The 26,868-nt window shown below is 44.5% G+C and carries 23 protein-coding genes; 9 read left to right on the top strand and 14 right to left on the bottom strand.

Going from position 1 to position 26,868, the window contains the following annotated elements:
* Positions 1-35 precede the first annotated feature (35 nt).
* The 4 genes from V1U08_RS05535 to tnaC form a co-directional block, all read right to left on the bottom strand.
* Positions 36-383, bottom strand: coding sequence for a RidA family protein (locus V1U08_RS05535; RefSeq protein ID WP_065298059.1), 348 nt, complete (start codon positions 381-383; stop codon positions 36-38).
* A gap of 250 nt (positions 384-633) precedes the next feature.
* Entirely contained in the window at positions 634-1,848 is a 1,215-nt protein-coding gene (locus V1U08_RS05530) for an aromatic amino acid transporter (RefSeq protein ID WP_065298060.1), read from the bottom strand.
* A gap of 67 nt (positions 1,849-1,915) precedes the next feature.
* The gene (tnaA, locus tag V1U08_RS05525; protein ID WP_330470126.1) at positions 1,916-3,376 is read right to left on the bottom strand and encodes a tryptophanase; all 1,461 of its coding nucleotides are present in this window, start codon (positions 3,374-3,376) and stop codon (positions 1,916-1,918) included.
* A gap of 277 nt (positions 3,377-3,653) precedes the next feature.
* Positions 3,654-3,728: a tryptophanase leader peptide gene (gene tnaC / locus V1U08_RS22900; RefSeq protein ID WP_076633468.1), complete on the bottom strand. Its 75-nt coding sequence runs from the start codon at positions 3,726-3,728 to the stop codon at positions 3,654-3,656.
* 507 nt (positions 3,729-4,235) lie between these two features.
* Here tnaC and V1U08_RS05520 point away from each other — a divergent pair.
* Both V1U08_RS05520 and V1U08_RS05515 read left to right on the top strand, forming a co-directional pair.
* Positions 4,236-5,249, top strand: coding sequence for an HlyD family secretion protein (locus V1U08_RS05520; protein ID WP_330470125.1), 1,014 nt, complete (start codon positions 4,236-4,238; stop codon positions 5,247-5,249).
* A 6-nt stretch (positions 5,250-5,255) separates the two neighbouring features.
* Positions 5,256-6,794: an MFS transporter gene (locus V1U08_RS05515; RefSeq protein ID WP_330470124.1), complete on the top strand. Its 1,539-nt coding sequence runs from the start codon at positions 5,256-5,258 to the stop codon at positions 6,792-6,794.
* 67 nt (positions 6,795-6,861) lie between these two features.
* Here the strand turns inward: V1U08_RS05515 and V1U08_RS05510 are convergent, their stop codons facing one another.
* The 6 genes from V1U08_RS05510 to V1U08_RS05485 form a co-directional block, all read right to left on the bottom strand.
* Positions 6,862-7,473, bottom strand: a complete 612-nt coding sequence (locus V1U08_RS05510; protein ID WP_330470123.1) for a TetR/AcrR family transcriptional regulator — start codon at positions 7,471-7,473, stop codon at positions 6,862-6,864.
* Positions 7,474-7,486: 13 nt separating this feature from the next.
* Positions 7,487-7,630, bottom strand: a complete 144-nt coding sequence (locus V1U08_RS05505) for a hypothetical protein (RefSeq protein WP_155759769.1) — start codon at positions 7,628-7,630, stop codon at positions 7,487-7,489.
* On the bottom strand, positions 7,596-8,357 hold the full coding sequence (locus V1U08_RS05500; RefSeq protein ID WP_014235012.1) for an iron ABC transporter ATP-binding protein: 762 nt from the start codon (positions 8,355-8,357) through the stop codon (positions 7,596-7,598). The genes V1U08_RS05505 and V1U08_RS05500 overlap by 35 nt, the downstream gene beginning before the upstream one ends.
* Before the next feature lie 11 nt (positions 8,358-8,368).
* Positions 8,369-9,319 (bottom strand): iron chelate uptake ABC transporter family permease subunit, encoded by a 951-nt coding sequence (locus V1U08_RS05495; protein ID WP_014235011.1) that lies wholly within the window; start codon positions 9,317-9,319, stop codon positions 8,369-8,371.
* The gene (locus V1U08_RS05490) at positions 9,312-10,268 is read right to left on the bottom strand and encodes an ABC transporter permease (protein WP_330470122.1); all 957 of its coding nucleotides are present in this window, start codon (positions 10,266-10,268) and stop codon (positions 9,312-9,314) included. The genes V1U08_RS05495 and V1U08_RS05490 overlap by 8 nt, the downstream gene beginning before the upstream one ends.
* A gap of 88 nt (positions 10,269-10,356) precedes the next feature.
* On the bottom strand, positions 10,357-11,277 hold the full coding sequence (locus V1U08_RS05485) for a siderophore ABC transporter substrate-binding protein (RefSeq protein WP_081280791.1): 921 nt from the start codon (positions 11,275-11,277) through the stop codon (positions 10,357-10,359).
* A gap of 196 nt (positions 11,278-11,473) precedes the next feature.
* Here V1U08_RS05485 and V1U08_RS05480 point away from each other — a divergent pair, with 196 nt between their 5' ends.
* Together V1U08_RS05480 and V1U08_RS05475 are read left to right on the top strand one after the other, a co-directional pair.
* The gene (locus tag V1U08_RS05480) at positions 11,474-12,412 is read left to right on the top strand and encodes a LysR family transcriptional regulator (RefSeq protein ID WP_330470236.1); all 939 of its coding nucleotides are present in this window, start codon (positions 11,474-11,476) and stop codon (positions 12,410-12,412) included.
* Between the two features lie 137 nt (positions 12,413-12,549).
* A complete protein-coding gene (locus V1U08_RS05475) occupies positions 12,550-14,580 on the top strand; it encodes a TonB-dependent receptor domain-containing protein (protein WP_330470121.1) in 2,031 nt (676 codons plus the stop codon).
* 71 nt (positions 14,581-14,651) lie between these two features.
* On the opposite strand, the gene V1U08_RS05470 is transcribed toward V1U08_RS05475, so the two are convergent.
* The 3 genes from V1U08_RS05470 to V1U08_RS05460 all read right to left on the bottom strand — a co-directional run bounded on the left by V1U08_RS05470 (position 14,652) and on the right by V1U08_RS05460 (position 18,201).
* Positions 14,652-15,863, bottom strand: coding sequence for a multidrug effflux MFS transporter (locus tag V1U08_RS05470; protein ID WP_020333488.1), 1,212 nt, complete (start codon positions 15,861-15,863; stop codon positions 14,652-14,654).
* The gene (locus V1U08_RS05465) at positions 15,860-16,504 is read right to left on the bottom strand and encodes a recombinase family protein (RefSeq protein WP_014235005.1); all 645 of its coding nucleotides are present in this window, start codon (positions 16,502-16,504) and stop codon (positions 15,860-15,862) included. Before V1U08_RS05465 ends, V1U08_RS05470 begins: the two co-directional genes overlap by 4 nt.
* A 257-nt stretch (positions 16,505-16,761) precedes the next feature.
* The gene (locus tag V1U08_RS05460; RefSeq protein ID WP_014235004.1) at positions 16,762-18,201 is read right to left on the bottom strand and encodes a sucrose-specific PTS transporter subunit IIBC; all 1,440 of its coding nucleotides are present in this window, start codon (positions 18,199-18,201) and stop codon (positions 16,762-16,764) included.
* A 388-nt stretch (positions 18,202-18,589) separates the two neighbouring features.
* Between V1U08_RS05460 and V1U08_RS05455 the strand changes: the two genes are divergently transcribed.
* A complete protein-coding gene (locus tag V1U08_RS05455) occupies positions 18,590-19,576 on the top strand; it encodes a LacI family DNA-binding transcriptional regulator (RefSeq protein ID WP_329354307.1) in 987 nt (328 codons plus the stop codon).
* A gap of 101 nt (positions 19,577-19,677) precedes the next feature.
* Here V1U08_RS05455 and glgX read toward each other — a convergent pair whose 3' ends face one another.
* A complete protein-coding gene (gene glgX, locus V1U08_RS05450; RefSeq protein ID WP_330470120.1) occupies positions 19,678-21,660 on the bottom strand; it encodes a glycogen debranching protein GlgX in 1,983 nt (660 codons plus the stop codon).
* Positions 21,661-22,116: 456 nt separating this feature from the next.
* Between glgX and V1U08_RS05445 the strand changes: the two genes are divergently transcribed.
* From V1U08_RS05445 to V1U08_RS05430, 4 genes are all read left to right on the top strand, one after another.
* Complete coding sequence (locus V1U08_RS05445; RefSeq protein WP_014235001.1) at positions 22,117-23,394, top strand: maltoporin; 1,278 nt, start codon at positions 22,117-22,119, stop codon at positions 23,392-23,394.
* 101 nt (positions 23,395-23,495) lie between these two features.
* Entirely contained in the window at positions 23,496-24,305 is an 810-nt protein-coding gene (locus tag V1U08_RS05440) for a MalM family protein (protein WP_330470119.1), read from the top strand.
* A 298-nt stretch (positions 24,306-24,603) separates the two neighbouring features.
* The gene (locus V1U08_RS05435) at positions 24,604-25,110 is read left to right on the top strand and encodes a hypothetical protein (RefSeq protein ID WP_014234999.1); all 507 of its coding nucleotides are present in this window, start codon (positions 24,604-24,606) and stop codon (positions 25,108-25,110) included.
* An 88-nt stretch (positions 25,111-25,198) separates the two neighbouring features.
* Positions 25,199-26,794, top strand: coding sequence for an alpha-amylase family glycosyl hydrolase (locus V1U08_RS05430; protein ID WP_330470118.1), 1,596 nt, complete (start codon positions 25,199-25,201; stop codon positions 26,792-26,794).
* The last annotated feature ends 74 nt before the right edge of the window (positions 26,795-26,868 follow it).

Here is a 26,868-nt window from a genome sequence, read left to right as displayed (position 1 = left end):
GGTGGCGTTGAAATGTCTAACTAAGCATTTACAGACTATTGAGCGGCCGTCACGGACATTTCTACCAGAATAACATCTCTTGCCATGCGAGCTTCAACACATGCGCGCGCAGGTTTTTCTCCGTTCGCAACCCATGCATCCCACACTTTGTTCATCTCGGCGAAGTCTTTCATGTCGCGAAGGTAGATAGTAACGGATAGGAGTTTATCGCGATGGCTGCCTGCTTTTTCAAGCAAGGCATCGATCTTAGCGAGGCAGCGCTCTGTTTGCTCGGTAATATCCCACGCTGCATCACCAGCTGTCTGGCCACAAAGATAAATAGTACCGTTGTGTTTAACAATACGGCTCATACGCTCTGTAGATTCTATTCTTTCAATTGTCATTGTTTTCCTTTTTACTGCTTTTTTTTAGGATTTAGTGATAGTTATGATATACCAACCTAATATCGTGACTTAATAAGCCAATTTAATTAGGTTGGTGTAGTCGTCAGCTTCGACTCAACATGAATATTAACAAAATCAGCCTTTCGTAACAGTGATCGTTTCTTGTTGACCAATCATTTCTTACTTTTCTTATGTTTTAGCTGACGTTCCTGTAAGCATTCCCTGATTGTCTAGCCGTAAGTCATGACATCTAGCCAGAATACGTCGGCAGTATCCCCATCATGTTCATAAAATGGAAGGCGGCAGTCACGACACCAAAGAAGATGACGCCCATGAGCATTGGTTGCCCACCAGGAGCTCTAAACCCGTCTTTCGTGCCGGATGTTTTGCGCGCTTTTCTCACTAACAGTGCTGGAATGATGCAGGTCCATACGGTTGCAGCGGCTCCGGCATAACCAATGGCGCTAACAAATCCAAATGGAAACAGCACAGATAAAACCAGAGGTGGGACAAAAGTTACGGCCCATGTTTTCGCTCGACCTGTGCGGTTGTCTTCAAATTTAAATAGGTCAGCCAGAAAATCAAACACGCCTAAACCCACACCAATAAAAGAAGAAAGAATCGCGGCCATTGAAAAGCTGTTAATCGCCTGGCTCACTTTTTCTGATTCAATCACAGAGCCAAGTGAACTTAGCAGCACATCTACGTTACCCCCTTGTTCAATGACCGGGCCAAAATCAACGCGAGGCAAATTACCAAAGATGCTTGTCAGCCATAATAAATACAGAACAGAAGCGATCACAGTACCACCCAAAATTGCATTTTTAGCTTTGTTTTCTTCACCGTAGTAGGCACGCATAGAAGCCACGGAGTGGTGGTAACCAAATGACGTCAGAGCCACAGGTAAAATTGCCATTGCGTAGGGTGCGTACTGTGATTCCTGACTGATGGTGTCTAGCAGAATAGAGGTGTCTATATTGGCTGCCAGCCCCGAAACACCAAACACGAAGCTAAGTATCATGAACAGAATCAACAGAACTGAGATTCGGTCTACCGCTCTCGTTGAATGCCATACGAAAGCAGAAAAAACGGCCACAAAAATAACAGAAGCGCTTTTGCCATCGATATCGAGCAAGTTCTGAATAATTAACCCAGAGGATGTAATATAGGCATAAAGTAAAATGCCACCGACAAAATAGACGGTCAGGTTATTAATAAAGTTAACTTTTTTACCCAGTAGCTCTTTGGTTACGGTATTAAAGGAAACTTTTAAATCATATTCTTTAAACGCTTCTAACAACATCCATCCCGATATTGTCATCACGACCATGGTCAATAAAATCGCGAGAATGGACCACACTGTCCAGGCACCTGCACTGGCACTTGGCAAGCCAAGCATACCTGCACCAACACAGACACTGGCAATAATGCAGGAGCCACCGACTAAAGATGGGTTTTTATTCATGATGCTATTCCTTTATCAAAATAAATAAAAAGCGCAACCTTCCACGCTGCGCTTAAATTTTTAGTTTTTATACTGTTTCTGCTGTCGTGATGGATGGAGTTTGAGTCTCTGACTCAACCTCTTTTAGACGCGCGGTGAAGTGACGTAAAACTTCCGGCTCATAAGTAAAGTCCAGGCCTTTTACATTGGCTGCATTTTCTTTTACCGCCTGGAAAGCTTCGACAATAAAATCCATATGCGTTTGCGTATAGGTCGCGCGAGGAATGGTGAGACGAAGTAGTTCAGCCGGACACGGGTGTTGTTTACCTGTCGCAGGATCTCGGCCCAATAGAAGGGAGCCTATTTCTACAGCTCGAATACCGGCGACTTTATAAAGCTCACACGCCAGTGCATGTGCCGGGAATTGCTCTGCAGGAATGTGAGGCAGGAGTTTGCTTGCGTCAACGAAGGCAGCATGGCCACCCGCTTGCTGACAAACGATGCCAATCGCTTCCAGTTTATCAACCAGGTACTGAACCTGACCGATTCGGTACGCCAGCCAGTCCTGACGCATGCCATCATAAAGGCCTACGGCAAGACGCTCCATAGCGCCACCTTCCAGACCACCATAGGTCGGGAAGCCTTCCTGAACAACACACAACGTGCGACATTCTGTGTACACGTCCATTAAAGAGTCGTCTTTAAAGCAAAGTAAGCCGCCCATTTGAACCATGGCATCTTTCTTTGCCGACATCGCCAGACCATCGGCGTATTTGTAGCTTTCTTTGGTGATGGCTTCGATTGACCAGTCAGCGTAGCCAGCTTCACGTTGTTGAATGAAGTAAGCATTCTCGGCAAAACGAGCCGAGTCCATGATCACTGGAATATCGTATTTCTGACCAATTTCATAAACCGCTTTTAGGTTAGCAAGCGATACTGGCTGACCGCCGGCAGAGTTACATGTGATGGTGCTGACAATATAAGGTACATTTGCTGCGCCAGCTTCTAGGATTGCCTGTTCTAGTTTCTCCAGATCAAAGTTGCCTTTAAAGTCTGCTTCGATCGAAGTGTCGAATGCTTCTTCGGTATAAACGTTTTTCGCAACACAGCAGTTTAACTGTGTATGGCCTTGTGTGGTGTCAAAAAAGTAATTCGACAACGCCACCATCTTGCTTCTGTCTAGTCCTTTCTCTTTCTCACGTTTTTTAATCAGAACCGGAATGTAAATTTGCTCTGCACCACGTCCTTGGTGAGTTGGAATGGTGTATTGGTAGCCAAAGATATCCTCAACGGCTTGTTGAAGTGCATGGTAGCTTCGGCTGCCGCTGTATGCTTCATCGCCGCGTAACATGGCTGCTTGCATCTCTTGCGTAATGGCACCAGTGCCACTATCAGTAAGAAGGTCGATAAACACATCTTCGCTATCCAGAAGAAAAGGGTTCATACCCGCTTTTAGAATCGCTTGTTCTCTATATTCACGTGTAGTGCGTTTTACTGGTTCAATAACGCGAATACGAAACGGCTCTGGTAAGTGTTTAAAGTTTTCCATTTTATTTTCCCTAAAAGGTCATTTTTTGAATATTTTTAAGGCATACAGATGGGTTGAAATAAAACAGTGCCTTCCCAAATCTAAAATTTAGAAATAAACGCACTGCGGTAAATACCTGACTTATTGCTTGATCAACACCAGAGGTGAGTTATCGAACAAAATAAGTCTCTGATTTACTGTTCTGTATGCTTGATATTTGGTTCGGGCTAATCGAGTGGTACTGCTTTTAGACGTAATAGCAGTACAGTGCACATTGCTGTGCGCCCAATAAGAAGTGTTATTGCGCAGGGAAAAAGAAGGCGATTTTAAAATCGAGGGTTATCCAATTAGCGATATGGTTTGTAGACAACATACTAAGTCACCTTGATAGAACTAAGTAAACAAAACAATCTAACTAAGCAACCTAAAACAACGCGAACGTTTTTAAGTTGCTGATGGTTGATGCATCTATATCGAAGCATCGATTCGATATTCGTTTAGCAAAATACAGACCAACTTATATCTCATTGTTTTGTAAAGAAATCACCTTTAGTTCCTTCTGGTGATGTAGAGGTGGTGCACCATTGTGAAACGTACTTGTTCTCTTTTGAGGCATTACAAACGAGGCATTACAAACAGTTTGATTGAAAAGAGTTGAGTTGCTGACACGGCCTCCAGTGTTCAATCTGCTTAAACTGGAGCAACCACACATTAATATCTACTCCAATTATCAAACAAGCTGCGTGGCGCTCCATATTTTCCCAGAAGATCGTTCAACTCATCCCCTTAGATCCTCACTTTTCAAAATGATCAAAAGTTGCTTTACTAAAACTGTACCGTACAGTACAGTTTGTGCGAATCATTAGTTGAGGTGTTCAGTATGAAAAAGAGAGCCATCGCATTATTGCTTGTTTTTGGATCATTATTCGGCGTTGGTTACAGCTTGTATCAGCCGAACATAGTTAAGACAGACAACGCTTACGTCCATTCTGACGTGACAGCGGTTTCACCAGAAGTCGCAGGACAAGTTAGCCAGCTATTCGTCAAAGACAACCAATGGGTGAGCAAAGGTACGCCTTTGTTTTCAATTGACGACGAGGATTTCATCGCAAATCTGGAGATCGCAGAATCGGCTTTAGACGTCGCCAACGCAGCAATCACAGCGAACCAGACCAAAACGGAAATGCAATTAGTCAAAATTGAACAGGCGAAGCAAAGCATTACTAGCGCAAGAGCTAATTCCGATCATCAGGCTGCGGAGTTAGAGCGCTTGTCACGTCTGGTACAAAAGCAATCAGTCAGTAAGAACCAATTTGAAGCGCAAAGAACGCGAGCCATCGAATCGCGCAGTCATTTAGAATCGGTTAAATTGGCGTTAAGCGCAGAGCAAAAGCAATATGAGGCATTAAAAACCGAGAAAAAGCAGCTTATTGCACAACAGAAACGAGCTCAGGCAAATCTGAAACTTGCTAAAATTGCGCTAGCGAGAACGGTGGTAAAAGCGCCATTTGATGGTTTTATTGCAGACAGACAAGTGCAGGTTGGTAAGTTTGTTCAGCCTGGTATGGGGCTCATCGTGATGGTTCCGGACTATGTTTGGGTAGAAGCCAATTTTAAAGAAACTCAGTTAGAAAATGTCATTGAAGGACAGAACGTTGAAGTCGTTTTGGATATGTTCCCTGACAAGCCACTGCATGGCAGAGTTGCTTCGATTACACCTGCAACGGGTGCGCAGTTTAGTTTGCTCCCGCCACAAAATGCGACGGGTAACTTTGTCAAAGTCGTTCAGCGCGTGCCAGTGCGAATTGAGTTAGATATTCCCCAAGAGCTGAGACAGCGTATCTATCCGGGCCTGTCTGTCGAGGTAGCGATTAAAACCGAAAAACAAGGTTAAATTGCCATGAAGTCACGTATCCGTTTATTGACTTGGGTGTTATTCGCGCTTGCGGCATTTGGTATTAACTCCGTGATGTTTAGTGAGCTTTCGTATGAAATGGCGGCGACTGTAGGTTTGTCTCTTGATGAAACAGAGCTGGTTAAAATCGGATTTATGATTGCCCAAGTGTTGGGCTTTATCTGGGCACCGAAGTTGGTTCGTCACTGGTGTGCTTACCGGATTTTGATCACTGCTCTGCTCATAGAGATAACGGCAAGTATGATCTTATACTGGCAACTGCCGAGCCCATGGTTATTCAAACTGACTTGGCTGTTCGTTGGCTTTTTCATGAGTGTATTGCTGGTGGTGGTTAATCTCTTTTTGCTCGATGTGTTTGAGCAACGTTGGTTGCCCGTAATCATTGCTTTGACTTTAGTCTTCTCGACGTTGGTGCCGATGGGTTTGTATCCTTGGTTAATGGCACATGTATTGGAGCGATTTGACTGGTCGCTATTTTGTGTTCTATCGGCATGGTTGTACTTTTCAGCGCTTATTCTTGTGAGTATTTACAAACCTGAACCAGTTAACATGGTCGAAAAGCATAAATCGCATGTTGGTGTTTATACTATTGCAGCGTTAGCCACAGGTTTGGTCGTTTATCTGTTAATGCGAGGCCGTTACTATAACTGGTTAGATTCAGAGGCGTTTATTCAACTTACGCTGGTCGCGACCGCATTAGGGCTAAGCCTGATTTACCTCTTAGTTAAAAGACGGCGTTTAAATACCGCGTCATCGCAATTGCATAATACGCTGAAAACCAATGTCTTTATGTATAACGCCTTTTTGGCGGGTTTTGCTGTAATGGCGAGTTCTGCGCTGTTTGGGAATTTCCTTAAAATGGCGTTGAACTACAATCATCTGAACGCTGGGTATGCGCAGTTGCCATTCTTCTATGCGATGATTGTGGGCATGCTGCTGAGTGTGATGGTGTTTTACCTAAGACGAACGCTGGTTGATGCGGTTGTTCCATTAGGTGTTTTAATGATCTTGCTCTCTGTATATCGATTCAGTCTGCTACCAAGTGAGGCCGGGCCGGAATCGTTGCTTTTACCTATGCTTTTGCGTGGCTTTGGGGTAGGGATGCTGAACGTGTCGGTAACCATTGCTGTGTTAACCTATTTTAAAAATCATGAGCGCCTTGAGGGGATTTGTAACTTCTACTTGTTCCGAACCATGGGCAGTGTTATCGGCGGTGGATTTTTTTCTGGCGTAATTCAGACTCATAGTGCACAAGCATCGGGTGAAATAGGGCGAACGTTAGAGCAATCGAGCCATGCCTTTTCTGCTTATGAACAGGCACTTACCAGTACGATTCTCACTCATGGACATTTGCCTAATTCCTCCATGGGAGCGGGCCAAGTGGTTGCTGTCGTCAAAGAGCAAGCCACGACTTTGGCATTAAGCAATTCATTGATTATGTTTATTTTCTCGATTTTGGCGCTGGCCCCAGTGCTCCTTATCGGCAAGAAACTGGTAGCAAAGCGAGAAGCGAGTCTAAACTAGGGTTTTTTTAAGTTGAGGCATAAGCCGACTTCCATGTTCGAAGGCGGCTTCTGCCTTTAATAAGGAGTTACGCTGATTGTTGCTGGTAGAGTGAGAGAAAAGCGGTGACGGCTTTACGAGCATGAGTATTCAACTCTGCATCACTGGGTAACTCAAACCCCAATAGCGCCTTGGTCTGATAATCGAGTTTGATTAGAGCGAGGAGTTGCCCGCACGCGAGATCTGGATCGTCGATGTCTAATTGTTGGCTGACGACGTCTGTCTTTAAAAACTCAATTAAGTGTTGATGAATCCGCATCGGACTCGTTTGCCAAAACTGCTTTGGTATTGAGTCGTGCTGATAAAAATCGGCAGAAATAATTCGGTAAAGTGACAGAACAGGGTTGGAACAAATTCCGCGTAGATACTTCTTGGCGAAGTCTTCTAACGTTTGTTGTAGCGACTCATTTTGTTGAGTAGAAAGCTGGAAAGCCGACTCTAAACTGGTTTGAGTGTTGTGCGCCAACACTTCTGTAAATAGACCTTCTTTATTGGAAAAATAGCGGTATAAGGTTTGCTTTGAACCACCGCAAATGGCGACTATTTGGTCCAATGACGTTTCTTTGTAACCTTGCGTAATAAAAAGCTCAGTGGCTACTTCGATGATGCGAATTCTTTTTTGTTGAGTGGACGCGCGCATAACAAAACCTAGCTTAAATCAGACTGTTCAGTACAGTACCACTATTGGCAAGGAGAGACACATCTTTTTGTCTTGCGGTACAAAAATGGCGACCTGATGTCGCCATTTCGTAAAGTGCTATTTTAACGTCGATAGTACAAAGAAATACGATTTCCATCGATTTCCTGAACGACAAAACGAATCTCATAAATATCGCTTAGTACCGCTTCATCAATGACTTCGTCTACAGTGCCCGCCTTAATGACTTCACCCAACTTCATTGCGACAATATGGTCAGAGTAGCAAGAAGCAAAGTTTATATCGTGAATTACGATCACCACGGCTTTGTTCTTCAGTTTAGCTAACTTGTGCAGTGTACTCATGATATCGACGGAGTGCTTGATATCGAGGTTATTGAGTGGCTCATCAAGAAAAATGTAATCGGTGTCTTGTGCGACGACCATCGCAATAAACGCCATTTGTCTCTGACCACCGGACAGTTGGTCAATAAAGCGATCTTGCAAATGGTCGATTTCAAGGTGCTGCATAGACTCTTCAATGATGCGATGGTCTTGTTCTGTTAAGCGCCCCTGAGAGTATGGGAAGCGCCCGAATGCGACTAAATCACGCACAGTAAAACGCATATTGATATTGTTGGACTGACGCAGCACGGAAAGGCGCTTGGCCAAATCTTCCGTGTTCCATTGGTCGAGCGGTTTGTCACCGATCACGACGGTACCAGCATCGCTTTCTGTCAGGCGACTTGCCATGGAAAGCAGGGTACTTTTACCTGCGCCATTTGGGCCAATAATACTGGTCACTTTACCAAGTGGGAAAAGGGCATCAGCATTTTTTACCACGTATTTTTCATTATATTTTTTACTTAAACCTTGAATACGGATCATGTGATGTACCTTTAATCGAATTTATTTTTCATAAGTAGAACTAAGAAGTAACCGCCGCCAAAAAAGTTGATGATGACACTGATGGTGGTATCGAAATCGAATAGGTTTTCAACTACCCACTGGCCACCAGACAGCAATACAACAGACAGTACAGAACTGGCGACGATCAGCAGGCGATGCTGGTAACCAGTGAAAATTTGACGCGTCAGCGCGACAACAATTAAACCAAAGAACAGGATTGGACCAATCAACGCGGTGGAGATAGACACCATCAACGTGATGATGAACATCACCTGCATCGTCAGTTTGTGTGTGTCGATACCTAAACTCTTGGCATTGTCCACACCCAGCCACATCACATCCAACTTATGTGAGATACGAATTAAATAAGCGCCGCAAAGCAACATCGGAGCGACACACCAGTAAACCAGTTCACCGTTTATGTTGTTAAAGCTGGCAAACATGGAACCTTGAATGAAGTTAAACTCATCTGGGTCTGTCACCATAGTGAAGAAGCCAGTAATACTGCTGAACAAGCTGCTAAGCACGATACCAATCAATAACAGGGTGAAGATGTTGCGCTGACGGCCTCTGAAGTAGAAGCTGAATAGGGTCATGGCACACACAATCATGATGCCTGTAGACAGGACGAAATTGAGTTTGCTGTTGATGACCCAAACACTCAGGCCACCAAACATTACCACCAATACCACCTGAATCATCACGTACAGGGAGTCAAAACCGAGAATTGAAGGAGTGAGGATTCGGTTATTAGTGATGGTCTGGAAAATCAATGACGATGAAGCAATGGCAATTGCTGCCAATACAATCGCCAGAACTTTAGGCACACGACGAGACAAGAAAAATTGGTAGTTGTCCGGTGTTAAACCTTTGCCGATAAATACGGCGCATATCAGTACTGCGACAGCCGCGAGTACGATGACTTTAATGGAATCACGCATTCGCTTTGTCTCTCAATACCAGGTAAATGAAAACAGAACCGCCTAAGATGCTGATGATCATCGATATAGGGATTTCATAAGGGAAGATAATCAAACGGCCTAAAATGTCACAGGTCAGTACCAGAATGACGCCTGCATAGGCAGTCCAAGGCAAGTTGCGACGCATGTTATCGCCGATAAATATCGACACAAGGTTCGGCACGATAAGACCCAGGAACGGAATCATCCCCACGATCATCACGACAGACGATGACAATACCGCGACCAAGATAACGCCAATAAGTACGATGCGCTGGTAGTTTAAGCCGATGTTTTTCGCGAAACTCTCACCAACACTGGCAGCACTAAAGCGGTTGGCATAAGCGTAAGCTAGCACCGATACAGGGAGCGCCAAATATAAAAACTCGTAGTTACCCTGTAAAACAGAAGCGAAGTTCGCGACCGTCCAGGAGCCAAGTGTCTGTACTAAATCATATTTATACGCGACAAAGGTCGTCATAGAAGAGACCACATTGCCATACATGATGCCGATCAGTGGTACTAAAACTGTGTTTTTGAACTTCAAACGCTGTAGAAAGCGAACAAAAATCACCGTACCAAGCACAGAAAAAGCGAAGATGGTAATGAGGTGAACCCAGCTGCTCATATCGGCAAAGAAGATCAAAGCGATGATGTAACCGAACATTGCCCAGTCCACGGTGCCAGTTGTTGACGGCGCAGCGAAGCGGTTCTGAACAATTTGTTGCATGATCAATCCAGCAATACTCAAACCTGCGCCGGCTAAAACAATGGCAATTAATCGCGGCAGTCGACTGACTAACAAGATGTTCAAACTGTGACTGTCACCAGCCAAAATTTGCGAGATTGATACGTTCGCTACCCCGACTAGCAATGAGATGCCAGCGAGGCTGATGAGCAAAGCAAACGCCAAAATATGATGTAATTTCATAGTGAAGATTTAGGTTTATAAATACGACAATGACCTTTCACGCCATAAGCGGAAAGGTCATTTTTATAGGGTGATTAACGTGCGCTTATTAGTTAACAACGACTTGGTTTAGCTCTTTAATCATGGTTTGAGTTGAGTGGTAACCGCCAGCAGTCAAGTACCAGGCCGCCGGGTCAATAAACATCACGCGACCATTTTTCGCTGCTGGTGTTGATTTGACGAGGTCGTTATCAAACAATGCTTTCGCTTTACCGTTGCTCTGGCCAATAGCCTGCTCACGATCTAAAACCAACAGAACTTCTGGTTGTGCATCGGCAATGTATTCAAATGAGATCAGGTTGCCGTGATTACCGGAGACGGATTTTACGTTTTGAGACGTTGATGGCGCGAAACCAGCTTCATCATATACAAACGAGAAACGGCTCTTTTCGCCGAACATAGCTAGGCTATTGCCGCTGTTCGAAACAGTTAAAGCGCGAGGAGGATGTTGTGCCACTTTACTGTGAAGCGTATCTATTTGACCTTGAACGTCTTTGATCAATTGATCCGCTCTATCGCTCTTTTCGAAGATTTCGCCTAGTGTACGCCAGTGTTTTTGTGTGGTTTTCCAGTAGTCTTTGGTATCAATCTCGAACATGTACGTTGGTGCGATGTCTTTTAGATCTTTATAGATGGTCGCCATGCGCGCTTCTGCAATGATCAGATCAGGTTTCAACGTAAACAAGGTTTCGAAATTCACTTCTTTCACGCTGCCTGTGTTTTCCACAGAGTCGCCTTTGTACTTTTCCAGTGTGGTTGGAAGTAGTGTCTTTGGTACGCCAATTGGTGTAACACCCAGAGCATCGACGTAATCAAGGCTGCCGTAGCCGAGAACGACTACGCGTTTCGGTACTTCATTAATTTCTACCGATCCCATGCTGTGTTGGTAGGTTTTTGCGAATGCCCCGATAGGCGCTAATGCCAGTAGTAGCGCACTTGTTGCTACACGAAGAGAAGTTTTACCAAACATAATGATTCCCAAAAAGGTCTATAAGTCAGTCATCTAACTGGAAAGCGTTTAAAAAAGAAAACAGAGCAAAAGATGATCTGAAAGTACTGAAACTTAAGTTGATTAAAATCAAATAAGAATGATTATTGATTGCAGACACGTTATCAGATAGGTTATAACCAGCAACTGAATTGTCAGAATAGTGAGTATTCAAAAAGTGAATTTAGCCCAGGTAGATTTAAACTTACTGTTTATTCTCAAGAGCTTACTTGAAGAGAAACACGTATCTAATACCGCAGTTTTGTTGAATATGAGCCAACCCTCCGTCAGTCGGTCTTTACAAAAGTTGAGAAGTTTGTTTAACGACGAGCTACTTGTGAGAACCGCTCATGGCTATGAGTTGACTCCCAAAGCCGAAGTCATCAAACAAGATCTAACCACTGTGCTAACGGGTTTAGAGAAGTTAATGCATGGTCAGTCTTTTGTTCCGGAGAAGAGTAAAGGTACGATACGCTTCTATGGTTTAGTCCCTCAAGTGACTATGTTATTGCCTAGTGTGATTTCACGTATTCGCCAAGAAGCACCCAACATGATTGTCGATGTCGACTCTATTCCTAAAAGGCATTTTGATGGTTTGATCACGGGGGATGTGCATTTTGTGCTTTCTACCGCTTCGCCCCCTAGTTCTGAGCAAAACTTGTATCGCATGAAAGTTGCAAGCCGCGACTATCGATTCTTGATGAGCGAGTCCCATCCGTTAGCGGATGTTGAAGATTTGACGATAGACATGTTACTTGAATGCAACTTTGGCCAGATTTCTCTTCAGGGCGGCAAAACGCTGTCTATTTACCATCGGTTTGCCGAACTTGGTGTAGTGGATAAGAGCCGAAGTTTGTCGATACCCATACAGCTTTCCAATTTTAATGCAGCACCAGCCATTGCTGAAGAGACGGATGTGATATTCCATTTGCCGACCCCATTTGCGGAAGGGGCATGTGTTGGACGTAAGCTGATCACGAAAACGGTACCCGAAGAAATTCGTCTTGATAGTGAATCGGTTTATCTCTATTGGCATAAGCGCTACCACAATGATCCGATGTGTAACTGGGTTAAGTCCTTGTTTAAAGAAATATACGGGTCCATCGAAAGTGAATGATTAAATTTTTAGTTATTCATTTTCTGCATAGTGGTAATTTACTGTCTGTATACGGGGAGACTTGTTTTAGCAAAATAAAACCTATTTAATGCGAACCATTATCATTATAACTTTCAATAATAATAACAGGTTTTAATATGTCTAAAACTACTCTGGTAGCACCAAAACCATTAGCAGTGGCGATCGGTGCACTATGCGCCTCAATGTCAGTTTTTGCTGATACAACCCCAACCAAAGTCGATGAACAAATGGTTGTGACGGCAACACGTACGCAGATGGAGCTGAAAAGCGCACCTGCGTCTATGTCCGTGATTACGGCAGAAGACATCGAGAATGATCCGGGTATTACGTTAGCGGATATCGTTGCGAACCAAACCAGTGTGGAAGCCGATTACGACAGTACGCGAGCTGGGCGTCAGCAGATTTCTATTCGTGGTATGGATTCAAAATACACTCTCATTATGGTGAATGGGCGTCGTATGAGTTCTGCGAGTGCGATTGTCCGTGGTAACGATTTCGATCTCTCTGCGATTCCAATGGACTCAATCGAACGTGTTGAAATCATCCGTGGTCCTATGTCTGCACTTTACGGTTCAGATGGCATGGGTGGTACGATCAACATCATCACTAAGTCGCCGGAAAATGACTGGAGTTCACAGTTAAGTCTGGATAACGCGACACCAAACGATGGTGATGGTGGTCAAAAGTACACCGTTGGTTTAACCACATCAGGTGCCTTAATTGATGACACATTGTTCGCGCGTTTTTCCGTTTCTCAAACCAGTCGTGATGCGTGGCAGCCATATTCAGGCACTAAGACTGCGCGAGGCGTTGAATATGATCGTTCGGATATCACGGCTTTAGAAGGGCGCGATACGTTAGCGATGTTTGGTACATTGTCATGGCACTTATCCGACACTCAGTTTATTGATTTAGACTTAGGTTACAGTAATGACGAGCGTGACACGGTTGCTGAAAGCGCAACGACGGTCTTGTCTTCAAACTCTCGAGTTCGACGTGATAGCCAGGCAATTTCACATACTGGCTTATGGTCTTGGGGTGATACACAAGTACGTTACTCACGCGAAAACGTTGAGAATATCGATGCGGCAAATGACGGTGTGGATTCCATCGAAGAACTGACACAGATTGTGGAAGCATCGGCAACAACGTATTTTGGCGATAGTCATACGTTCACGTTTGGTATGGACTACCAAAACAGTGAGCTGACTAACCCAGAAAACCTCGTGGGCAACAAAGCAGAAGCTTACCAAGGCGCTGTGTTTGCTCAGGATCAGTGGGAAATGACGGATACTTTAACCGCAACCATTGGTGGCCGTTTGGACAAGCATGAGCAATTCGGTGAAGAGTTCAGCCCGCGTGTTTACCTGGTACACCAAACCACAGATTCACTGGTTCTAAAAGGTGGCGTAGGCAAAGCATTTAAAGCGCCAACCATGACACAAAATAACCCAGACTTTAAGTTGATCAGCTGTAAAGGTAACTGTGACATTCAGGGTAATGAAGACCTGGAAGCAGAGACCAGCATCAACTATGAGCTTTCTGCACTGTACAGTGCGCGTAACTGGGATATTGAAACGGCGTTATTCCGTAACGAGGTTGAAAACCTGATTGAGCAAACCGATGTGTTCTGTGAAACAGGAACGTGGTCAAGCTCTGTTATGAGTTGTATTGACGAGAATGGTGACCCAATTGATCGTGAGCTTTCTAACCCATACAAGTCATTTAAAAACGTCTCAAAAGCCGTTATCCAAGGGGTTGAGCTGTCAGGCAATATCCAGTTTTCTGAGCAGTGGGCAATGTCGGGTAACTACACTTACCTGGATACAGAAGACAAGTCGACTGGTGAAGAGCTGAATGAGCGCTACAAGCACTCGGCATTTGCTCGCCTGAACTGGTATCCAACCAAAGACTTGGATCTGTTTGCGAGCGCTCGTTACCGTGGTGAACGTAAGATTGACTCTGAGCTGACTCAAGACTCTTACACAACGTTAGATATGGGTACGGTATATCATGTGAACGATTCACTGCGCATTCGCGCGGGTATCACCAATCTAACTGATGAGAGTGTGTCGAAAGAGCTTGAAGACATTGGTTATGTTGAAGCGCCACGTACTTACTATGTTGGTATGACAGCAGATTTCTAACCAGAAACTCAAACGATAAAGGGGCGTCGCAGTTTGCACTGTGACGCCCCTTTTCGTTGCCTATTCAGATATTAACTAGCCTGAGTTACTTCATCGGCTATGTGCTCTGTAGGTAGGGATGAACTGAATCCTCGCAGGATATTCATCAATGTAATTGCAGTAAACAGTGCGATGACCAGTGACAGGTGCCACGCCTCACTCAAACCGAACTGGACTAACGTCAAACTCACCAGAGAAGAAGCGATCATTTGGCCACCACCGGACATTGCTGCGGCCGTTCCTGCTTGTTCCTTATAAGGTTGCATGACCAAAGCCTGAGCACACGGCAAAGCAATACCGTTACCCAATATCATCAGTAGTTGCCCCAGCATCAAATACAACGGCTCTACCGGACAGAAGAACAACCATATCGCCGCACTGATATGCAACACCGGCGTACATAGCAGCATCTTTTTGTTGCCAATGATCGGGCGGGCGCGGTTACAAATGGTTGTGCCGCCCAGCATACCCAGAGCGGGAATGAGTGCCCACATCGCGTATTCATCGGAAGTCATACCGATTTGATCCTGCATAATAAATGGCATGACAGACACGGTTGTGATCATCAAACTGAAGTTAAGCCAACTTATGCTAGCAAAGCTCATGAAGTAACGTGAGGTCAGTAGATTTCGGTACTGACGTAACATCGTCTTAGGTGACGGAATGGAAGAACGCTTTGAAATTGTCTCGGTGAAGCGAAATGCAATGATTACCCAGGCGATCGACACATAACCTAACAACGAAATAAACACCATACTCCAGCCGAAATGGAAGTTGATAAAACCACCAATAACGGGTGCCATCAGAGGTGTTATAGAAGCTGCCATCGCAATGTAAGACATCGCGACCGGAAGTTCGCTACCGCTAAAGCGATCACGGGTAGAAGCTCGGGCTAATACAGCGCAGCAGCCAGTACCTAATCCTTGCAGAAAACGCCCCATGACCATGCCAGTAAAAGTCTGGCTCATAAATATGATCATCAGTAGCCCTGACATGGCAATCAGCAGTCCGGTTAACAAGACTTTTTTTCTGCCTAAAGCATCGGATATTGGGCCATAGATAAACTGGGACGGGCCAAAACCAAGTAAGTAAATACTTACTAATAGCTGAGCTTGGTCGAGTGAAATCGAGAAGTCTTTTGCTATCCATGGCAAAGATGGCATCACCAATCCCATACTCAGCTGACCGACACTGATAATCAGGCAGGCGAGTAAAATGGAACGAAAGTTAATGGCATTTTTCATGATGATTCACCATTTGAAAGACCAGATCTTCCACGTGTTCTCATTCCGCCCTCATCGTCAAATTCATTCAGTTTGGCTTTAACGCGTTTTACTGTCGATAAGCTGACATCACACTGCTGGGCAACACTGTGTAGCGTGTTACCTTCAAGCAGTAGTGTTGCGATTTGTTGATGCTTGGCTTTGTCTGCAGGGCGACCGCGAAATTTTTGTTTCCATCTATCGGGCTCACCTTTAATAGCACGTCGACCTTGCTCTGCGGCAAACAAGCGATGCTGGGTTTGTACTTTTCCGTAACCAGACAGCAAGGTGGTCAAGGTCTTGGTTTCAACCGATCCTGGCTCGAAACAAAGTGGCTCGCACACCGTTTTCAGTGTCACGTTTTTATTTAGTAATAGCTCGATGGTATTGAGTGACTGACTGAAATCACGTCCAAAAGTCGTTAGCCACCAAATGATGATGGTATCGCCAGGTTTGATGATTTCGAGTAATTGTTGGAATGACTCACGCTCGGTCGGTGGTATGCAGCCACGCGCTTTGTCTTCAAAATGTTGCGCGTCAGGAGCCGCCGCTTTCAAAATTGATAGGTTCTCGCTGTAAGCACGATTTCGAGGCGAATAGCGAGAATAGAGGTAGGTTGTCATGATGGTTTGCCTCGTAAAGAATTTGGTTCATATAATGTAATGGTTCATAAATATACGCTGGTTCATTAATACTTACAACACCAAATGAACCAAAGATAAGGAAACCAGCAGAAATAAAAAAAGCCAGTCAAAAAATTTTTGACTGGCTTGGTATTAAAACCTAATGGCAGGGGGGGCCGTATTTCATCTTATCTATCTCCTCATTTCTCTGGGGCGAGAAATGAGATAGGGCAGTGGTTAACTAAGAGACGAAACGTTTAAGCGGTTGCTTGCTTATTCTGTTTTGCCTTTTCACGCATGCCCAATACGACGGTCAGGGCAAATGCGGTGATGAAAGAGATAATCATGCCAATGATGTAGTAGCTTATTTTGTCTGGTGAGATAGAGATTATGCCAGGTAAGCCTGCTGCACCAAGTGCTTGCGCTTTCACGTTAAATAGGGTGATAAACGCACTCGCAACGGCTGAGCCTACGATTGCTGCTAAGAACGGGTAGCGAAGCTTCAGGTTCACACCGAACATTGCTGGCTCGGTAATACCCAATAACCCAGTGATACCAGATGGGACAGCGATGCCTTTCATTTTCGTATCGCGCGTTGTGAAACCTACCGCTAATGCAGCTGCGCCTTGAGCGACATTCGACATGGCAGCAATAGGGAAAATAAATGTACCGCCGGTGGTTGCGATGTCTGCCAATAGCTGAGTTTCAATTGCGATGAAGCTGTGGTGCATACCGGTAATAACAAATGGAGCGTAGATAAAGCCAAACAGAGCGCCACCAACAAAACCAGCCGAATCGTATAGCCAGTTCAGACCATCACCCAGCATAAAGCCAAGGTCACGAGTAAACGGACCGACCAAAGTGAACGTCACAAAGCCAGTAATAAAGATAGCCAGCATTGGGGTTAGCAAGTTATCCAATACGGAAGGGATAATTTTACGCAGGCCAAGTTCGACTTTTGCCAGAATAAACGCAGACACGAGTACTGGAAGTACTGAGCCTTGGTAGCCGACTTTTTGGATCTCCAAGCCCAGAATGTTCCAAGTTGGGACCGTGCCCGAAACTGATGCACTGCCGAAGCCCCAACCATTCAGTAAGTCTGGGTGAACCATCAGCATGCCGAGTGCAGCACCCAAGAATGGGTTACCACCAAATTTCTTCGAAGCAGAAAACGCCAATAAAACAGGTAAATAAACAAAAGGCGCGTTGGCGAATGTGTTGATCATGCTCGCTAGGTCTGCCAGGCCTGGGTACGCTTCGATGATCGACTGACCTTCAATAAACAAACCTTGTGCGGTAAGCAGATTGAAAAGACCCATAAGCAGACCGCCGGCAACGATCGCGGGGATGATTGGAACAAAAATATCCGACAGTCCTTTCACTGCACGTTGAACGATATTTTGTTTCTGAGCACCTGCTGACGCGACGTCGTTCGTAGACATTTCGGCCAGGCCAGTCTGTTTCGCCATTTCGGCGTAAACCTGGTTTACAATGCCAGAGCCGAAAATAATCTGATACTGACCAGCAACTTTGAACTGACCTTTAACCCCGTCTAATTCGCCTATGGCTTCTTCATTGACTTTTTCTTCGTCTTTTAGCGCTAAGCGTAGACGCGTAGCGCAGTGAGCAAGTGCTTGTAGGTTATCTTTACCGCCTAAGTGCTCTAGTAATTGTTTTGCTATGACTGGATAGTTCATTGCACACCCCGATTGGTATTACTGAAATTTAAAATGTATCCAAGTGCTATCGCCAATATTACAGATCGCTCATTGTTACTGAATCACCTGTTTTACCACTCGTTATCGAGGGGATGTTTGACTTTATAATACTCAAGCCAACCTGTGTTTGTGGTCTGAGTACCTATTAGCACCTGATTTATCGTTTTTGTATTTTTTGGGAACGTTTGCAAAATGGATTTTTGATGATTATTCACAAGCGGTCAAAACAAAAGACTAAAATGTGTGAGTGTGATCCCCATATTCGTCAACAAAATTCCGCTTAACGAGGGTAAAATCACGTTAATTGACTAGGGATACAGAGCGCTTTCTGCAAACAATCCCAATAAATAAGTGGAATAGGGGCAATATGGCAAGTTTGCACGACGTTGCGCGTTTGGCTGGTGTGTCGAAATCCACCGTATCTCGCGTGATAAACAACGAGTATGGGGTAAAAGAAGCTACCAAAGTGAAAGTACGTAAAGCGGTGGAAGAATGTGGTTACGTAGTGAATCAGGTTGCTAAGGATCTCAAATCTCAGAAGACAAACCTTATTGGCGTGATCGTACCGCGCGTGTCTTCTCATGCTATTTCTCAGGGTGTTGATGGGTTGACCGCTGTTATTGAACGGTCCGGAAAACACGTCTTGTTAGCCAATACACATCAGGTTTATGAAAAAGAAGTTGAGTATATTCAGATCTTTAATCAAAAAAGGGTCGAAGGAATTATACTCTATGCAACGCACCTAGATGCGAAACTAGTGAAAGCCATTCAACAGTCTAATGTACCTGTTGTTCTGGTGGGGCAAGATGGCTCTCTGCATAATGTACCAAGTGTTGTCCATGACGATGTACGTGTTGGTTTTGAAGCGGGTAACCGCCTGATTGCAGCAGGTTGTCAGCATGTCGCTTTCATTGGTGTTCAGGGCGATGACATCGCGGTTGATGCACAGCGTTCTCAGGGACTTGAGCAGGCTTTAGCCTTTCATCAACAATCATTGCTCGTCCATGCCAGAGGCGACTTCACCATAGAGTCAGGCTATCAGCAAGCGCAAGAGTTGATCAGAACCTATCCAGAAGTTGATGGACTGTTTTGTGCGACTGACCGTATCGCCGTTGGTGCTGTTAAGGCACTGCGTGAAATGGGTATAAAGGTCGGTGAACAAGTACGTGTACTGGGTGTTGGTAATGATGAACTTTCGAGCATCAGTATTCCGAGTTTATCTACTTTCAACTATGCCTTTGATAAGGCTGGGGAAAATGCCGCGAAAATGTTGCTTGAACGTATTGAAGGCCGTGGTGAAGAGATGAGCAAAGTGGTGCTGACGTTCCAAAACATCGAACGTGAAACGTGCTAGATGGAAACATCCTTTTAGGGAACGTTCCCCTAAGCTAAAAATAAAAAACCGATGCGAATTAAAGCATCGGTTTTTTATTGTTATTTCATCCAAACAAACGCTTATTCTGCTGAAGGTTTAGCTTTCGAGTTCGGTTGGTAATGTAATATCACCATTGACGTCGGTGAAAGCAGCACTTCGCCTTCAGCGTGGCCTGGATTTAAGTTGCGTACATTGGTATCACAAATCGTTATCCAATTTTGTTTGCGATCATTTGGCAACTTAAAGCGCGCAGTCGCATTGGTTTGGTTGATTAAGTACACCAACTCTTGCCCGTCTTTGCCAATCCCAAGGTGAAGTGCAACAGAGCTAAGCCGGTTCCAGTCATCATGTTCCATTAAGTGGCCATCAGTTCTTCGCCAGAAAATACGATTGTTATTGCGGCTGTCACCACTGAACGAACGAATAAATGGCACCATGTATTTCTTACGATTGGCAACCATTTGCGACATCCAGACTTTGAAATGTTGCTTACGCTCTGTTTGGCTCCAGTTTAACCAACTGGTTTCGTTGTCCTGACAGTAGGCATTGTTATTACCTCCCTGTGTATGAGACAGCACATCAGCGGTTAGGATGTGAGGAATGCCGAATGAAAACAACAAGCTCGCGATCAGATTACGTTTCTGCTTTTCGCGAGTCGCAATGATCATCAAGTTTTCCGTCTCACCTTCTACACCGTAGTTTTCTGAGCGGTTATCACCGTGTCCATCGCGGTTCTCTTCGCCGTTGGCTTCATTGTGTTTGTGTTTGTAGGACACCAGGTCTTGCAGAGTGAAGCCGTCATGATAAGTGATGTAGTTGACGGTCAGTTTGTAAGGCCAGTTTGCAGCGCTATAGATATCTCGCGAACCCATCAGGCGAGTCGCGAACTCTTTTAAGTAGCCTTGATCTCCGCGCCAGAAGCTACGAGAGATGTCACGAAGCTTATCGTTACATTCATTCCAGCCAAACGGAAAGTTACCCACTTGGTAGCCGTTAGGGCCGATATCCCAAGGCTCTGCGATTAACTTGGTTTCACGAAGAATAGGATCTTGTGCCACCGCTTTGAAAAATGCCGCTTCAGGGTTGTAATTGTCTCCCTGACGGCCAAGTGTGGCGGCCAAATCGAAGCGGAAACCATCCACTTTGAACTCACTAACCCAGTAACGAAGCGTATCCATCACTAAGTTTAGAGCCGGTTGATAAGTGAGATCGACGGTATTGCCACACCCGGTATAGTTAGCAAAGTGGGTGCCATGCTTAATGTAAAAACGTGAATCTAGGGCTTTGAGGTTGAAAATTGTTGGGCCTTCGCCGCCTTCAGCGGTGTGGTTATAGACCACATCAAGAATGACTTCGATCCCGTTTTTATGAAGCTCACGAATGGTTGTTTTTAGCTCTGTAACCGCGTCCTTTTTCGCATAGCGGGGATCAGGGGTCATGAACAGGTAGGGATTATAGCCCCAGTAGTTCGCTTTCTTCATTTCGAGTAAATGGGGCTCGTGCATACACGCGGCGACAGGTAGCAACTGCAACGTGTTAATGTTCTGCTGCCTATAGAAAGCCAACATCTCTGGTGTAGACAAACCGAGATAATGTCCTTTCTTGGCGGCATCAACTTTGGGGTGAAGTTGAGTGAGACCTTTTACGTGGGTCTCGAATAGCACCATTTCTTCTCTTGGGATTCGCGGGTGTTCCGTTTTCTGCCAGTCAAAATCATCTTTGATAACCACACACTTTGGCATATCAAAGCTTTTCTTTGCAGAGTAAGGGGGCTGGTAATGGAGCGCCTTATCGATTGATTTCGCGTAAGGGTCCGAGATGAGCAGCGGTTCATCATTATGGGAGACGATGTAGCCGTACTTCTGACCAGCCTTAACTTTTGGAATAAAGGTGTGCCGTATACCAGCGTATTCGCCTGGTAAATCGTGCAGCGTGTACTTGTCGTCGTCGGAAAACAACGCCAGTTTTATGTCTTTATTCTCGGGCGAATGAATAGAGAAGTTACAGCCTTCTTTATTCAGTGTTGCACCCAAGGGGTATGGGCGAGATCGAAATTGCGTCATCTGAGATTCTTTATTTAATAATTATTGCTACCTATAGGAAACTATAAGTTAAAAACTTTGTCTTACTAAGGTCAACAGCCTTAATTACAAAACAAGATAAAATATTCATGTAATTTAATTACTTTAAATATTCACTTTTGTGTTTAAAATTTGATCCTCCTATCATTTTGTACGAGTCCATAAATAAAAATACTTACGGACTACGCCCTATATCCGTGATATAGCTAGATGAAACGCCATACGGTATATTTTCTACGCCTTTCTCATCCCCCTTAATTTAGTTTAGGGCGGAGGAAGTCATCCTTGTACGCCTCGGGTAATCTCGATTCTGTTGAAACAAACGGGGACTTGTTCCCATCTTACCTCTCTTTCTCTAGGTGAAGTTAAACTGCCTTTTATTCATCTTTAGAGCGAGCAGGGAAGACAGAATTATAAATACCCTTAATGGAGTTAAGAATGAAAAAAGTAAGTGTAATTGCTGCAGCAGTGGCTGCTTCTTTAGCTGCTGGCTCTGCATTCGCAGTGGATTTTCATGGTTACATGCGTGCTGGTGTTGGCGTGAGTGGTGACGGTGGCCAACAAGTAACATTTGAAAAGAACAAAATTGGTCGTCTTGGTAACGAAGGCGATATCTACGGTGAAGTACAACTAGGCCAAGAAGTTTACAACAACAACGGTAAAACGTTCTACGTAGACTCTATGGTTGCAATGACTTCTAACGGCTCTAATGACTGGGAAAGTACTTCTACTAACTGTGGTTTAAACGACGCTGGCGACGCAGTTGAGTGTGTTGATGATGCACAGTTCGCTCTACGTCAGTTCAACGTTCAAGCAAAAGGCCTGCTAAACTTCGCTCCTGAAGCAACACTTTGGGCAGGTAAGCGTTTCTACCAACGTCACGACGTTCATATCTCTGACTTCTACTACTGGAACATCTCTGGTGCTGGCGCGGGTATCGAAGGTATCGAAGCTGGCCCTGGTAAACTATCTTTCGCATGGGTTCGTAACGACCGTTCAGACATCACTGATGAAGGTAACGACGGCGATGCAGCAAACGTTAACACGCTAGACCTTCGCTACGCAGGCCTTTCTCTATGGTCAAATGCGTCTCTAGAAATGGGTCTGGATTACGCAATCGTAAACGAAACTGAAGATGCGTCTAACAGCACTAAAGATGCGAAAAACGGCGTTATGGTTACTGCTGAGTTGACTCAAGGTCTAGACTCTGGCTTTAACAAAACAGTATTCCAATACGGTACTGAAGGTTACTCTAAAGCATTCGCATTCTACGGCGATGGTAGCTGGTACGGTGCAGAAGCTAACGACGGTGCAGACGGCTACCGTATCATCAACTGGGGTGTAATTGGCCTAGGCGACAACTGGGAACTTGGTCACCAGTTAGTGTACGGTGTTGGTAACGACATGTGGGATGGTCAAGACAAGTGGGAAACATTCTCTGTAGTTGCTCGCCCAATGTTTAAATGGGATGAAAACAACAAGACTATCTTCGAAGCGGGTTACGCAATCGACGACAACGATGGTTTCGAAAGCACTTACGGTAAGATGACTGTTGCTCAAGCTTGGTCTGCTGGCTCTAGCTTCTGGGCTCGTCCAGAAATCCGTCTATACGCGACTTACCTAACAGCTGACGACGACAACGATACGCAAAAATTTGACGGCGGTCGTTCAGACGATACATTCCAATTTGGTGTACAAGCTGAAGCTTGGTGGTAATCATCTAGCCACTAAGTCCTAAATTGTCCTAGAATGATACAGCCAGAACCTATCTGGCTGTATTTATTTCAAAAACAATAAAAAAGTCGAGGTAGACAGTAATGAGAAAATGGCTTGCTCCCGTACTGCTGGGCATGTTGGCGTCTGGCTGTGCGTCTGTAGAACAAGTAGAGATGACTTCTAATGACCAGCAACAGGTGATCACCCAGTCCGGTGATATTCAATGGGTACCGCTTGATGTACCTGTGGTTACTGATTTTGCTTTGACTGATAAAAGCCAAATGCTACTGGATGGTAACAGTGCAGGTGCTATCGCCGCGTTTGCACTTCCGGGAAACCGTGGCAGTCTCGATTTACAACTAGAGACATTCGTTAGCACTGACCTTCAATTTTACGCACCAAATGTAATCGTGGTTAATGCGGACGGAAAAACCGTTTATTCAGCAGATTTTTCAAAGTTTGAGTACGTACCTGCAAAAATGTTGGATAACGACAAATTCGTACTCGATCTCAATGTTATTCCTGACATGAGTGGTAATGACCTTCATGTGTTGATTTACACCACTTCCGAAGATTTGAAAGGAAGTACTCAGATTCTGCATCCGGCGAAAGCCTATGCTAAAGCGCGTCATACTCAGCCGCCAGATATTGCTGATCCATTTGCAAAGCACAGCCCTCTTGGTCAGTTCCGTCTATCGGTAACTGCAAATGATATCGTTACGACTAAGATTGTTGCGAAAAACGATAATATTCCAGAAGGTGCGGAATTAACCGGTTACTACCACCGTGCAATTGAAAGAGCAGTATCCGAAGACAATATTCCTAAAGCCTTAACCTTGCTCGATGAAGCGAAAGAGTTAGGTATAGAAGGCGCGCAAGATGTATTTGTTAAAGCGGTAAATAGCAAATAATCGAATAAAAAAGGCCAGTGCAATGCTGGCCTTTTAAATAATAAATTAACGTTTAAATATTTACCCCTACATACAGTTACCTCATTCACATATTTATTTTTATCCTTTTGTTTTTAATACTAATTAGAGTAATAATTAAACAATATTCCTAACCTGACTTTATGCTCGGGGGAATATACCTATCCAAGTAAATAAGCTCAGCAGGATAAAGTTTTCTTACCTCATGCATGAGGGAATCTCAATATTAAACTTTCTCTGTTCTATCGAGCTTTACTAATTAAAAAGGAATGACGTGAATATGAAGATGATGAAGACTTCTCTTGCTGCTGCCTTACTTGTTGCTTTAGTTGGTTGTCAATCTACCTCTGAGTCTGAAACGGCTGCGCAGCCTGTTATGAATATGTCTGATGCGGAAGCGATTGCATTCATGCAGGCTTGTGATAACCCAGATAGTGCAGACAAAGGACCAATTAAGAAACCGTTATTTGTCGTTGGTACATTTGCAGATTCTGACTGGAAACATGTGCCTCAGCGCCAATATAATTACAAAGGAAATAATATCTACCAAGCTGTGACTCAAGAAAAATCAGGCTCATTTAAAATGCAGTATGCAACAGAGTTATGGTTCCCTCAGTTTACGGCTAAAGGCAATCGAATGAATGTTGGCGAATTAACGCCATTAACATTTGGTGGTTACGGTACAGATACTTCAGTTGATATTAAAGAAGACGGGAAATATGTCTGGAGCCTTCAGTTTGAAGGGGAAGGTAAACCTCTTCATGTCATGGTAAATAAGTGCCAGTAATATTCTATTAAGTTAGCTTAATTTGATTTTTATTTAATTAGCCCCTGCATGTGAAAAATGCTGGGGCTAATTTTTTGGGAGATTATACGTGAATAAACGACTATATCGGTCTTTTCTGGCCTTAGCCGTAACAGGCGCTCTTTCGGGCTGCAATTCATCTGATGGTGATAACGGAGCAACTTTACCCGAAGTCAGTAACTATGCTTGCCAGACAAATGTATTGGAGCAAAGTAATCAGCTTCGGACTTATCAGATCATGGTTGAAAGCTTTGTCGATGGCGATACGAGTATTGGTTATTCCACGGGATATGGCACTAGTCATCACAATGGTGACCTGCAAGGTATTATTGATTCACTGGACTACATCCAAAGCTTGGGGATGAATGCAATTTGGCTAACGCCAATTTTTGAGTCTGAAGCCATTGATGGGCAAGATGACTGGGCTGATCGTCTGGATGCCACGGGGTACTATGCGACGGATTACTTTACTATAGATCCACACTTTGGTGATTTAGAAACCGCAAGAACGCTGGTGGAAGAAGCACACAGACGAGGCTTGTATGTCTTTTTTGATGGTGTGTTTGGTCACCATAAAGCGGGGTTAATTAAACCTTCTCCATCCGGCTTGCTACCATCTGGATCAAATAACCCTGTTGATTATCCACAGAGCCTTGAATTTTATAAAGAAGTGGCGACTTATTGGATCAACGAGCTCAAGATAGACGGATGGCGTTTAGATCAGGCTTATCAGGTACCGACCGACGCTTGGGCACAACTGCGTAAAGCGGTGGATCAAGCCTCGCAAAACGTGACATACACCAATAGTGACGGTGAGCAGGTGAACCCTCTTGGCTACATGGTGGCGGAAATCTGGAAAGGGGAATCAGATATAGCAGATGAAGCCTATGGCACAGAAAGTGATCCTGCCTTGTGTTCTGCTTTTGATTTTCCGATGCGTTACCGCATTGTCGAAACGTTAGCCGTAAACGAAAGTGGTGTAGGCGGCAGAGGGGCAGACTGGCTGGATAATGGTTATCTTACGCATCAACAGTACCCAAGTCATGCACAACCTAACTTAATGATAGGCAATCACGATTTAGTGCGCTTTGGTGATCTATTGCAACGGGGTGGGATTGCAGATGTGAACGATGCAGAATATTGGTTACGCCATAAAGCGGCATTTGCTTTCCAGGCAGCTTACTCGGGGCCGATCACTTTATATTACGGAGACGAAATTGGCGACCAAGTCGATGGTTTTGCAGCAAAAGAAGACATCAATACTTGTGCTTTGGCGGGATTATGTGATGACCACGTTGCCAGAAGCAGCGCGAAAATTGAAGGTATTACCGCAACTTTAGATGCTAATCAGGCTGATCTTAAAAGTTATGTTCAATCTCTGATGACAATGCGTGCTGCGCACCCTGCGTTATATGAAGGTTCTCGCGCTAACCTGTTGTCGAGTAATGGCAGCTATGTCGACTTAAAGACAGCTGGTACCGATCAGGTATTGTTTGCGTTGAACACGCTAGAAAGTGCAAAAAACGTAATACTAAGTGAGGAATCGGTAGGGAGTAATAGTGCTCTGGTGGATCTGTTAACCAACGAGACCATTACGTCAAGCAATGGCCAGTATCTAATCTCGATGTCGCCGTTACAAGCTCGATTCTTTACCGTCTCTGAATAAAACTTCTGGACGCTTTTCTCTGAAGCCAAGTGCGATTGTCAATCTGAAAAGGCATCCTTGGCTTTTTAGTTGTC

The organism is Vibrio sp. YYF0003, from assembly GCF_036350715.1.
GTDB classification, from domain to species: domain Bacteria; phylum Pseudomonadota; class Gammaproteobacteria; order Enterobacterales; family Vibrionaceae; genus Vibrio; species Vibrio natriegens.
This window is presented reverse-complemented; position numbering and strand designations above follow the sequence as displayed.